This is a genomic window from Draconibacterium sp., from assembly GCF_041583095.1.
In the GTDB taxonomy this organism is placed as follows: Bacteria; Bacteroidota; Bacteroidia; order Bacteroidales; family Prolixibacteraceae; genus Draconibacterium.
This window is the reverse complement of the sequence record NZ_JBFHGM010000146.1, coordinates 1-12,423: the sequence shown is the minus strand read 5'-3', so window position 1 is coordinate 12,423 and position 12,423 is coordinate 1. Positions and strand designations below refer to the sequence as shown.

11 protein-coding genes are annotated in these 12,423 nt (G+C 41.6%); 6 read left to right on the top strand and 5 right to left on the bottom strand.

What is annotated here, in order from left to right; all coding sequences use genetic code 11:
- Positions 1–268: 268 nt before the first annotated feature.
- Complete coding sequence (locus tag ABZB17_RS13915) at positions 269–733, bottom strand: hypothetical protein (protein ID WP_372650945.1); 465 nt, start codon at positions 731–733, stop codon at positions 269–271.
- Positions 734–1,009: 276 nt separating this feature from the next.
- Between ABZB17_RS13915 and ABZB17_RS13910 the strand changes: the two genes are divergently transcribed.
- The 3 genes from ABZB17_RS13910 (at position 1,010) to ABZB17_RS13900 (ending at position 2,915) form a co-directional block, all read left to right on the top strand.
- On the top strand, positions 1,010–1,423 hold the full coding sequence (locus ABZB17_RS13910; protein ID WP_372650944.1) for a hypothetical protein: 414 nt from the start codon (positions 1,010–1,012) through the stop codon (positions 1,421–1,423).
- Positions 1,424–1,506: 83 nt separating this feature from the next.
- Positions 1,507–2,244, top strand: a complete 738-nt coding sequence (locus tag ABZB17_RS13905) for a DUF6261 family protein (RefSeq protein WP_372650943.1) — start codon at positions 1,507–1,509, stop codon at positions 2,242–2,244.
- 305 nt (positions 2,245–2,549) lie between these two features.
- Entirely contained in the window at positions 2,550–2,915 is a 366-nt protein-coding gene (locus ABZB17_RS13900) for an endonuclease domain-containing protein (RefSeq protein WP_372650942.1), read from the top strand.
- Positions 2,916–3,307: 392 nt separating this feature from the next.
- Here ABZB17_RS13900 and ABZB17_RS13895 read toward each other — a convergent pair whose 3' ends face one another.
- The 3 genes from ABZB17_RS13895 to ABZB17_RS13885 all read right to left on the bottom strand — a co-directional run bounded on the left by ABZB17_RS13895 (position 3,308) and on the right by ABZB17_RS13885 (position 6,807).
- Entirely contained in the window at positions 3,308–4,513 is a 1,206-nt protein-coding gene (locus ABZB17_RS13895) for a sodium ion-translocating decarboxylase subunit beta (RefSeq protein WP_303919146.1), read from the bottom strand.
- Positions 4,514–4,522: 9 nt separating this feature from the next.
- Positions 4,523–6,418 (bottom strand): biotin/lipoyl-containing protein, encoded by a 1,896-nt coding sequence (locus ABZB17_RS13890; protein WP_372650941.1) that lies wholly within the window; start codon positions 6,416–6,418, stop codon positions 4,523–4,525.
- Positions 6,419–6,552: 134 nt separating this feature from the next.
- Positions 6,553–6,807 carry an OadG family protein gene (locus tag ABZB17_RS13885; protein ID WP_372650940.1) on the bottom strand — a complete coding sequence of 85 codons (255 nt, stop codon included), beginning with the start codon at positions 6,805–6,807 and terminating at the stop codon, positions 6,553–6,555.
- Positions 6,808–7,405: 598 nt separating this feature from the next.
- Between ABZB17_RS13885 and ABZB17_RS13880 the strand changes: the two genes are divergently transcribed.
- Positions 7,406–7,858, top strand: a complete 453-nt coding sequence (locus tag ABZB17_RS13880; RefSeq protein ID WP_372650939.1) for a cold-shock protein — start codon at positions 7,406–7,408, stop codon at positions 7,856–7,858.
- 47 nt (positions 7,859–7,905) lie between these two features.
- The gene (locus ABZB17_RS13875) at positions 7,906–8,646 is read left to right on the top strand and encodes an NYN domain-containing protein (protein ID WP_319501411.1); all 741 of its coding nucleotides are present in this window, start codon (positions 7,906–7,908) and stop codon (positions 8,644–8,646) included.
- Positions 8,647–8,837: 191 nt separating this feature from the next.
- Here ABZB17_RS13875 and ABZB17_RS13870 read toward each other — a convergent pair whose 3' ends face one another.
- Positions 8,838–11,780 (bottom strand): SNF2-related protein, encoded by a 2,943-nt coding sequence (locus ABZB17_RS13870; protein ID WP_372650938.1) that lies wholly within the window; start codon positions 11,778–11,780, stop codon positions 8,838–8,840.
- A 164-nt stretch (positions 11,781–11,944) separates the two neighbouring features.
- Here ABZB17_RS13870 and ABZB17_RS13865 point away from each other — a divergent pair.
- Positions 11,945–12,423: carbohydrate-binding family 9-like protein (locus ABZB17_RS13865; RefSeq protein WP_372650937.1), on the top strand; the 479-nt coding region annotated here is incomplete at its 3' end.

The following is a 12,423-nucleotide window of genomic DNA, read 5'->3' as shown; positions in this document are numbered from 1 at the left end:
TGCTTCTCGAACAATTGAAATATTACATTTTAAAGAACCTGATTCTTGTCCAAATGAATTATTGTAAGACATGAATGTCAGAAAAATCAGTAATATTTTTAATAATTGTTTCATTTTTCAAAATGTGTGGTAACGGTTGGTACATGTTGTCGGGGCGGATTTCGAAGAGCGTTCCTGTCCGAAGGACACGGAACTGCGAAACGAGAATCCGCAGTTGGCGTACCACCGAACCCCGCCCTGCAATATGTACTTTGTTACCGCCTGGTTTTTATTCATTTTTCACTCGAATGTATTTTACTGAAGATTCTGTTGGCTTTGAATCACCGCTGCCAAGTCCAATTGTATCTTCATCAATAAATTCAACTTTATATTCTTTTGTGGTTTCCAAATCATAAATTGAAAAAAGGTCACTACCAATTTTCTTTTCGGTTAACCTAAATTCATAATTTGAGGTTCTGCGAATTCCTGTCACCCAAGTGTCGTTTGTTTCGACAAACATTTTGACATATTTGTTGTCATTGAGAGAAACTACTTTTCCAATTAGTTTTACTCCTGAATTTTCTTCAATTTTAATTTCAATTCCATTAAACATTGAACGACCTTCCAACTTCCATGTTCCCTTAAAATTTTCAATCGGTGTCTCATTTAATTTGTCACAACTTGAGATTAGAAGTCCGAGCAATAAAATGATTCCGAGTCCAGTAATTTTTGATTTTGTTATAGTTCCTTTCATATTTTTTGTCTGTTTTTTTCTTTCAAACTTGGCGGTAACTATTCTATAACACCACCAAGTGATGTTATTTTCCTTATGACATTAAAAAAAGTGTTGTTACACACACGCTGAGGCATGGGAAACACACTTATTATGTAAATCTTATTTTTTACTGTTATTTCAGGGCGCGTATTCACGGTTACCGGTTTTAGTGCTTTAAAACTAAACATATTTTTTATGTTTCAGGTTGTTAGGTGGTAAAATCTATTAACATATATATTCTGAATTGCGAAGTATATGGGAAAAAACCGTCAGGATTGTTGTTTTGCGCACAAAACGCGAAAAAAAATCATCAGGATTTACATTTTGCCGACAAAACAAGCAGCTGAATCATCAGGATCAGGATTTTACACGCAAAATATGAATCTGAACCGTCAGGATTGTTGTTTTGCGCACAAAACGCGAAAAAAAATCATCAGGATTTACATTTTGCCGGCAAAACAAGGATCTGAATCATCAGGATCAGGATTTTACACGCAAAATATGAATCTGAACCGTCAGGATTGTTGTTTTACGCACAAAACGCGAAAAAAAATCATCAGGATTTACATTTTACCGGCAAAACAAGGATCTGAATCATCAGGATCAGGATTTTACACGCAAAATATGAATCTGAACCGTCAGAATTGTTGTTTTGCGCACAAAACATAAAAAAAAATCAGCCAAGCATTGATTTTCTGAACCAATGGCCGTAAATTGCATACTTATTATTCTAACCTTTAAATAGTTTTATCATGCTTAACAAAATTTATTACTCCTACTTCACGCTTGCAGCATTAACTGCATTGGTTCAAAAAATTGTTAATCTTTTAAGTGCAAAACTTCCCGAAGACCAGATGGTAACATCCCTGCTTGCCCGTTTTCAACCACAGCTTGAAAAAGCCTTGAGGGCCATTGGCAGTACTACCAAAACTCCGCTTACCGAAATTGTACAGGCAGCTGATTTACGACGCGATAATACTTTCCGCTCGTTGCGCGATACAATTCAAGCCGGCATGCGCCGTCAAAACGAAGCCTATCGCACCGCTTGCGAAACCTTGTGGCTCGAGTTCGAAAAAAACGGGCTTCTGTTGTACGCTATCCCGCGCGATAGACAAACCGCGGCTACTGAAAGTTTGCTGGCCGACTTGCGAAAACCCGAAAACGCCGCTCACCTGGCAACTACCCATATTACCGATTGGGTAACCGAGCTGGATAACGATAACCAGGCTTATGTAGCAGCAGCCACGCAACGCAGTGCTGCCCGCTCGGCCGACGATACCCTGCAAGATGCTGAGGCCTTTAAAAACCTGAAAACATCGCTCGAATTGATGGAAAATATCCTGAATACCATGCAGGCGATGCAAACCCCACGCGGTATCGACGAGGTGGTGGCCGAAGTGTCGCAATACATCGCCGAAGCCAATACAGCCGCAAAACAAAGCCACAACAACAACGGCGGAGACGATGACAATCCCGACGAAACGGAATAAGCTTTCATCCATCAGAGATCTTCTGATCTGACATAAATTGTTGATTTTTACCGGCCTGCCCTCTTTGGGTGGGTCGGTTTTTTTTTAGAAGAACGGCAACTACTCTACCCTTTTGTCTGTCGACATTTTCCCTTATAAAGGGAAAACAACGAATTGGTATAGCAGGTAAAAAATTTGATTTTACAACCGAAATCTGTTGACAACTCGCTCCCCTCGTGAGGGGAGCTCCCGCAAGGGAGAGGGGTAGGGTAATTGATAACGAAATACTAACTTTATCAATGAAATTAAACCCAAAACAAAATACTATGCTCTACGAACATATTAAACAAACAACCCGGAATTTGAGATGGAATACAACATCTGCTGAAAGGAAATTGTGGAGATATTTACGCAGAAAACAATTAAATGGCAGAAGATTCTTGCGACAACATGCTATCGTTTATGAATCGGCAGGCAATGAACATTTTTTCTATGTGCCTGATTTTTACTGTTTCAAAGAGAATATAGCAATTGAATTGGATGGCGAAATTCACAAATTCAATAAGAAGAGAGATGAACGGCGTGATGAAATATTGAGGAATATGGGAATAAAAATATTGCGTTTTAAAAATGAAGATTTGAAGGATATAGATTCTGTTTTACAAAAGATTATCTCTGAATTTATTGTTTAAGAACTCTACCCTTTTGTCTGTCGACATTTTCCCTTATAAAGGGAAAACAACGAATTGGAATAGCAGGTAAAAAATTTGATTTTACAACCGAAATCTGTTGACAACTCACTCCACTCGCGAAAGGGAGAAGGGTAAAGCGAATAATTAGATACCGTATTTGCAGCATAAAAAAGGAGAAATTGCAGATAGAAATTATACGACTCCGGCTGGAGTCGAATCCTTTTCAGAATAACCATTTGCTGTAAACATTTGAATCCGCCGGATTCCACAACCCTTCGTTACAGCATGGTCGCCACCCTATTCAGCACGCAACTTGAAATCAACTGCTGAATAGCGCACAAAAAAGGGGAAACCTTGCGGCCTCCCCTTCAATATCAAATTCTATATTATAACTACATTAAGAACGAAATAAGTACACCTGCAGCAACTGCCGAGCCAATTACACCCGAGATGTTACTGGCCATACAGTACTGTAAAATGTGGTTCTTTTTGTCGTATTTCAATGCCAGCTCGTTCGCCACACGCGATGCCATTGGCACAGCACTCAAGCCTGTTGCACCAATAAGCGGGTTGATCTTTTTCTTGCTGAACAGGTTTACCAGTTTAACAGCAAAAATACCACCGGCAATTGATATCGCGAAGGCCACAAAACCTCCAACAACAATACCCAGTGTTTTTGCCGAAAGGAAAACTTCAGCAGTCATAGTTGCCCCCACAGTAAGTCCAAGGAAAATGGTTGCGGTGTTCATGATCGGTCCTTGTGCAGCATCGGCCAATCGGCTTGTCGACGAACCAACCTCTTTAATCAGGTTACCAAACAACAGCATTCCCAATAGTGGCACCGACGACGGAACCAGAACAGCAGCCAGTGTTCCCAAAGCAATCGGGAAAATAATTTTGGCAGCTTTCATATTCTTGATCTCGTATTTTGCCGGGTACTGTTTTTCCATCTGTTTCATATTGATGGTGAACTCTTTCTTCGTGATAAACAACTTTGCAACCAACGGAATAATTACCGGCACAAGCGCCATGTACGAATACGCGGCAATAGCAATAGGGCCAAGCAAGTGCGGAGCCAGTTTAATGGTAGTGTAAATAGCCGTTGGGCCATCGGCACCACCAATAATACCCAGCGAAGCCGCTTCTTTAGGCGTAAAACCAACAGCAATAGCACCCAGCAAAATGGCAAAAATACCAATCTGTGCAGCGGCGCCAAACAGTGCCAGTTTCAGGTTACGCAACATCGGACCAAAATCAGTCAGTACTCCAACTCCCATAAAAATTATAGGAGGCAGTAAGCCGGTTTTAATCAGCGAGTAATACAGGTAATTCATAATCCCGTAATCGTGCGCAATTTCAAACAGGTTCATATATCGGTGTCCTTCCAGCTCAATCAGATCGGGGTTTACAACACCCATTTGTCCCCCCGGGAAATTGGCCAGCAACACACCAAATGCTATCGGAATAAGCAGCAGTGGCTCATACCCTTTCTTTATCCCAAGATAAAGCAGCACAAACGAAATCGCCCACATAATCAAAGTCTGGTAGGTGATCTCGCCAAGTGCGGTCATGTTAAACAGTTCTGATAAAATATCCATAAATCTGTTTTATGACAGTTGTATCAATACATCGTCTTCATCCACGCTGTCGCCATTAGCTTTTAAAATAGCGGCAACAGTACCATCGCTCTCAGCAACAATAGCATTATAGGTTTTCATCGATTCGATGTAGCAAACCAAATCACCCTCTTTTACTTTATCGCCAACTTTAAGCGCGGTTTCCGATGTATCTTTTGTTAACATGAATTTTCCTTCCAGCGGCGCAATAACCTCAGCAGCAGCACTTGCGTTTGTGGCAACAGCAACAGCTTCCTCTTTAGCAGCACCATTACCTGACGATCCGTTACCCGAAGCAGCACCGGCAGCGGTAATCTCACCATAACTTACACCTACCTTAAATTTCTCGCCGTTTACATCAATAATCATTGATTTTGGCTCGAACGCAGCTGCAGGAACTTCAACTACCTCTGGCTTTGGCTCGGCAGCAGCTTTTTTCTCTGCCAGTTCGGCTTCGAAATCGGCTTTTGCTTTACCCGATTTGTAAGCGCGATATTGCTCAGGGTGCATAGCCAGCTCGAACAACTCTTCGTCGTCCTGACCATAATCCCAACCGTTGTCGTCCATTTCCTTTTTGAACACATCCAGGTTATCAGGATACTGCTCTTGCGGAACGCCGGTAAAGAATTCTTTTCCGTTTGCTTTGGCCAGCTCAACAATCTCAGGAGCTAATTCTCCCGGAAGTTTTCCTGATTTACCGATGATCATATCCCAGATGTTATCGGCGATCATACTCCAGCGCTCGCGGCCTTTAATTATCTGAAGCACATTCATGAGTGCCAGGTTTTTCACGTATTGGCTAAAAGGTGTTACCAATGGTGGGTAACCTAACTTAGGCCAGATATATTCTACCTCATCAAACAGTTTAATCAGCAGATCATCCTGCGTTAAGGTTGGTTTATTACGTTTTATCAGCCATTTGTTCAGGCTCTCTAGGTTGTTACCCAGGTCGGCCATCAAACTACCCATCATTCCGCCGGGAAGACCTGAACCGATCAACAAGGAATTCATGTGACGGTTTTTCGGGTTGATGTAGTAGCCCAGGAAATCGTCGATAAACTCTTGAGTCATCGAACGCACTTCCATGTATGCTTTCATGTTTACCTCTTTAACTGCATAACCGGCATCTTTTAACATACCTTGAACAGCCAAAACATCGGCGTGGCCTGTACCCCACGACAGTGGCTCCATAGCAACGTCAACATAATCAACTCCGGCACGTGCTGCTTCTAAAATACTTGCCATTGAGAAACCAGGACCAGAGTGACCGTGGTACTGAACAGTAGTTTTAGGATGTGCAGTTTTTATATTCTTGATAATTTTACCAATGAAAGCAGGACGGCCAATACCGGCCATATCTTTTACACAAATCTCGTCGGCCCCCATTTCAATTAAGGTGTTGGCCAGGTTGGTGTAATACTCCACCGTGTGCACTTCCGAAATGGTTAAACTCAACGCTGCCTGCGAAATCATTCCACCTTCTTTGGCAAACTTTATCGAGTTTTCAAGGTTACGCGGATCGTTCAATCCACAGAAAGAACGGGCAATATCAGTTCCCTGTAATTTCTTCACTTTAAACATCAGCTTACGAACGTCGGCAGGAACCGGGCTCATACGAATACCGTTTAAAGCACGCTCTAACATGTGTGTTTGAATACCGGCATCGTTAAACGGCTGTGTCCATCTGCGGTTGGCAATGTTTGGATTTTCGCCAAATAAAAGGTTGATCTGCTCGAATCCACCACCGTTGGTTTCGACCCTGTCGAAACATCCCATATCGATAATTGCGGGTGCTACTTTTTCAAGTTGTTCTACTTTGGGAACGTATTTCCCTGAGGATTGCCACATATCTCTATACAGCAAGCTAAATTTGATTTCTTTCTTCATTTCTGTTTATTTTGGTTTTATTGGATAAAAAGATACCTTTTACTTCGTCGCCGTTTTTTCCCTCGCCTGCTCTATTCTTTGCGATTAGTTGAACTGCCTCCAGGGAAAAAGTGACTAAACTTGATATCCGTTAACTACTCTTTTATTTTCTCCACCGATGTTACGCTGCCTTTTCCTTTGGTAGTAATTTCAACAGCAGAAACAATAGCGGCCAGTTTTGATGGGTTAATTTCCTGTTGCGAATTTGCTGCACCCCCCGGTTGACCGACAACAGCAACTGCAAAACGATTGGTAATACGAATAATAACATTACCCAAAACCACCACCATGATGAGGATGAAAAATACCGTACTCATGCCCGTAAGCATCAATTTTAAAGCTTCGTTCATTTTTGTGTTTTTTGTTTAAATTGATTTTTTAGAGCTTGCAAATATATATTTCATTATCACATAGCGATTCATTTAACTTACGTTTTGATACTTTTTAAAGGGTTTTAATATCACTTTGTAATTTTAAATAAAGAATTATTTCTTTTTACATATGCAAATATTTAACTATGAAGAGTTTATAGGTCGTCAAAAAAAATATTTCCAAAACACCTGCTTTACAACATAAATATCAAGCAGTTAACATTAAGGTTAGATTTGAAGGATTTTTTGTGTACAAAACACACATTGCAAAACAAAATGAACTTAAGACCTGAATATCCTGATTGCGACAAAAAATGTAACGATTTGAAAACATAAGCAGGAAGAAAACCCAGCTATACCAATAAACAGTTCTATCGAATTTATTTAGTGTTTAAATTTAATGTACCTTTGCGCCAGATTTTAGGTTTAAGAATTTTGATTTTACCTCCTGATCCCCCATCTTAGGATATATGACTTTTCTTTAAATCTCATTTCTTAACATTAAAAACTTTTTTAATAGCTGCTGATATTTATTAAATTCGAGGTCAGTAAGCGAAAATCACTATTAAAATTATATATGGGAAGATCGAAAGAAACATTTGGTAAAAAAGAAGTAAGAAAAAAACAAGCAAAGAAGAGAAAAGAAAAAGAAGCAAGAAAACAGGCTCGTAAAGAAACCGGAGGCAATTCAGGACTGGACGACATGATTGCCTATGTTGATGAGTTTGGTAACATCACCGATACTCCGCCGGATGAAACACAAAAGGAGGAAATAAACGTTGAAGATATTGATGTAAGTGTACCAAAAGGCGGTTACGGAGAAGCAGAGCCTAAAGAAAAACAAGGTGTAGTTACATTTTTTAACGAACAAAAAGGATACGGTTTTATTCGCAACCTGTCGAACAACCAAAATATATTTGTTCACATTAACGAGGTTGAAGGCAATATTAAAGAAGGAAACCGGGTTACCTACGAAGAAGGACAGGGACCAAAAGGACCTGCGGCTATGAATGTGAAGATCTCGGGCTAATCTGTTCACCAAAACAAACGGCAGCTTCTGCCAAAACAGTTTATAAGATGGGAAAAGATTTAAAGTTAGCGGTACTTATCGATGGCGATAATATTCCCTCTGCTTACGTTAAAGAGATGATGGAGGAGATTGCCAAATACGGCAATCCAACCATTAAACGTATTTATGGCGACTGGACCCAGCCCGGTTTAACAAAGTGGAAAACACTTTTGCTCGACAACGCAATTACTCCCATACAACAATACGGTTACACCACCGGAAAAAATGCTACCGACTCGGCCATGATCATCGATGCCATGGACATCCTGTACAGCGAAAAAGTAAATGGTTTTTGTTTGGTATCGAGCGATAGCGACTTTACCCGGCTGGCAACACGCCTGCGCGAAGCCGGAATGCATGTAATTGGCATTGGGGAGAAAAAGACTCCGAATCCGTTTATCGTTTCGTGCGACCGCTTTATTTACATCGAAATATTGAAAAGCCGTTCGAAAGAAAGTGAAAGCACTACTTCGAGCAAGTCGGATAAAAAAGGAGGTGTTGACAAGATAACACCAAAAGTTATTCGCCTGATTTCGAAAACAATATGGGACCTGGCCGACGACGACGGCTGGGCCTTCCTTGGCGATGTGGGAAGTTTACTGCAAAAGAAACAACCGAATTTCGACTCGCGAAACTATGGTTTTGAAAAACTGACACCGCTGATCGACTCCACCGGGATGTTTGAAATAGATCAGCGCGTAGGCCAGGGAAAATACAAGCTGATGTACGTTCGGAATAAAAAACGTTAGTATAAAAAACAGGTTTCGAGATACGAGCTACGAGTAGCGAGCATTCATCAATCTTCCCATCAATCTTCTCAAGCACGTCTCCACTTTTCCTCCCTACGCTCCGGTGAGGATTTGGCTGTGGCCGATTTTCAATTCGGTCAACACAGCTACCATCAACTTTTTCCTTTTCCCTTTTTCCTTTTGCCCTGTGATTAGCTAAACAACTCCACAATTTCCTCCTGAGTAACCTGCTCAAACGGATTATTGGAGTTGATAAATTTATCGGCCAGCGAGCTTTTCCGCTCCTTTAGTTTTTGAATTTTTTCCTCGATCGAGTGTTCGGTAATAAAACGATACACAAAAACATGCTTATCCTGCCCGATGCGGTGTGCGCGGTTAATCGCCTGGTTTTCGGCTGCCGGGTTCCACCACGGATCGATAATAAAAACATAGTCGGCCTCGGTAAGGTTAAGCCCTACTCCACCGGCCTTTAACGAAATCAGGAAAATCCGGTTATCTTCATCATCCTGAAAAGCTTTAATTACTTTTTCGCGTTTTGTGGTTTGCCCGGTTAATTTGCTGTACTTCCATTTTTGTTCTTCAATTTTGCTCTCCAGCAGCTCCAGGTGAGTTACAAACGATGAGAATACCAGTACTTTGTGTTTCTCGGCAACAAGATTGCTTAACATGCGGAAAATCTCATCGAATTTACCCGATCTTTCCGACGCCTCATCATCAACCAGCGACGGGTGATTAGCCAACTGCCGCAATTTGGTAAGTCCCTGCAAAACCACAAACTGCGATTTTTTGAGTCCCTCCTTTTCAATGGTCGACAGAATGGTATTTCGAATCACTGATTTTTCCTGCTCGTACAATTTTTGCTGCTCGCCCGCCATCGGGCAAACGCGTACTTCTTCCATCAATGGCGGAAGATCTTTGGCCACCTCCACTTTTTTACGGCGCAAAACAAAGGGCCGGATCATCAGCTGCAATTTGTCCATTTGCTCTTCACTGGCGTGCTTTTCAATGGGCGTAATAAACGTCCGGCGGAAAAAAGTCAGGTTCCCTAACATGCCGGGATTCAGGAAATTCATTTGCGACCACAGATCCGACAAGGAATTTTCAATCGGCGTTCCGGTTATTACCAGTTTGTAGCGGGCTTTTATGTCCATCACCGCTTTGTACGTTTTCGAACCCGAATTCTTTATCGACTGGCTTTCATCTAAAATGAGGTAAAAGAAATCAGTGCCCCGTAACTTGTCGATATCATTACGAACCGTTCCGTAAGTGGTAATTATAATGTCGTAATACGAAGCTACTTTTCCTAATTCTTCGGCCTTTTTGCGCTGCGTTCCCACATGCTGATAAACCTTTAGTGCCGGCGTAAATTTCCGGATTTCGTTGCTCCAATTGTGCACCAACGAAGTAGGTACTACAATTAAACTGGCAGGTTGTACAGCCACTTCCGCTTTCGATTCCCCGGCAAAAAGATCGCGCTGCCCGTTTGCATCAACAGGATCGTGAATTTTAATTTCCTGTTTCAGGCGTTTTAGTTTTAACAAAAGCGTAAGGGTTTGCAGCGTTTTTCCCAGCCCCATATCGTCGGCAAGGCACCCGCCCAGTCCGTTTCGGTACAAACCATACATCCAGTTAAAACCTTCTTCCTGGTAATTTCGCAGTTTGGCTTTTAAATTGGCAGGCAACACCGGACGCTCCATTTCGGCGTTTATCAGCTTCTCGTATTTTTGTTTTACCTCCTTGTCAACCTCCTGAATGGAGTTTTGTAACAAAGTAAAATGGTGCTTCTCAAACTTTATATGCTCGCCCTGTTGTTTGCCAAAAGGAAGAAGTCCTTTGTAGCGGGCAAACCACTCTTCGGGCAGAACGGCAACCTCTCCGTTTGGCAGTTCAAACTCACGAATATCGTTTAAAATGTATTTTTTAAGTTGAATAAAAGGAATGCTGAATTCGCCGAACTTTACTACGGCATAAACATCAAACCAGTCGCCTTTTGTTTGCGTTTTTAGTTCCAGTTTCTGGCTTCCGGTATAAAACTTCTTCTCCAGCTGTTCCTGTTTTATCACAATCCCTTGTTCTTCCAGCTGTGGCCGTTTCTCGTTTAGCCAGTTCACAAAAAAGTAAAGTGCATTTTGCGGCTCAAGCAAGGAAACGCCGTTTAAGGTGTACGATCCGTTATCATCCTTTAATCCGGTCTTTTTAATAAGCTGAAGTACTTTCTTTTCCCAGGTAAAATCGCGCGTGGTTTTGTAATATACAAAGGTGCCGTTTTGTTTTTTCACGCTAACCGCCATTTTGCGGGAAGAATCGGGCAGAAATTTTTCGTCGCCATATTCGAAATTCAACACCAAACACGGCCGGTATTGCAGGTTATTTTCGAGCGACAACACGGCCTTTTTTCCGGCCGATGCATGAACGACTTCAAAACCCTTAGCCTTTACGTCATAATCGCGCACAGTATTCAGAACAAATCCTGAATAATACTTGTCTTCGATGGTGTTGGGCACCGTAACGTAATCTTTCTCGAAAAAGGGCATCAGCTTTTTGGCATTCAGTTTTTCAAATGCCACCAGCTGGTTTCGGTAAATCAATAAACACGGATCGTTAGTTACCACCTCCACCGATCGCGCCGACAACAGCATTTTCTTTTCTTCCAAAAATATGTGCAGCCTGTAACGGGTTTGTGTTTCGGTGCGCTCAAATTCGAATTCAGGGCGGGCAAAAAACGGTGGAACTTCAAGTTGATCCTCGTCGTACAGGTTCGAATATTTGGCCTCTTTACGAAATAAACGCACCGGGCTGAGCATTAAAATGGAACACACCTGCATCATACATTTTTCGATAAAAGGCGTTACCTGTTTTTCGAAATAACCGGGGCGTAACGATGTATAAAAATCGGACACACTTGCGGCACGTGAAAACTTTTTGGTAAGCCCTTCATCGCTGTATTTTTCAATCAACTGAACCAGCTCTTTTTCGTAGGGTTTAAAAGTGTACTCCGAATCATTCAAGTCGTGCGGTTTTACCAATCGCACCACCGAATAAAAACGCTCCTTCTTTTCGATTAAAAAAGGCTGAAAAACCAGCCCCAAGAAACGATGCTCGGTTAAGGCTATTATAAATTCAAATCGGTTCATTTACTACTTCAAAAAAAAGATACGCACGCAACTTTTCAGTTTTGGCTGGCGTAACAGTTCGAATTAAAGAACCTCAAATATATAAAAGCCGGGGGGTAACCTGACTTAATTCAGTAAAAATGTTGAGAGAAAAATAACATCTTTACAGACATAAAACATACAGCATGAAGAATCTTATCGTTACAAAAATCAACACAACAAGCTCACTTTCAGTGCAGGAAGCGGCTTTACTTTTAGAGAAAAACACGAAAACTGAGCTTATTGAAATTTTGAATTGGGAAAAAGCTTTTCCGTACAAGCCCGACATAAAATTCAGAATTGCACACACCGGGAATGAAATCTGGCTGAAATTTTACGTTCGCGAGAAAAATATTTTAGCACAGGAAACCAAAATAAACGGCGATGTGTACAAAGACAGCACGGTTGAGTTTTTTATTTCGATTGACGGAACGAATTATTACAATTTTGAATTTAACTGCATTGGCACGCCGCATGTGGGTTATGGCCCGGGCCGTGGAAACCGCACCCCCATTTTGCCCGAAGTGGTCAATCAAATCGATATTGAATCGAGTCTTGGCAACCAGCCTTTTGCTGAAAAGTCGGGAGATTTCTCGTGGGAAATGATGATATGTATTCCTACGCA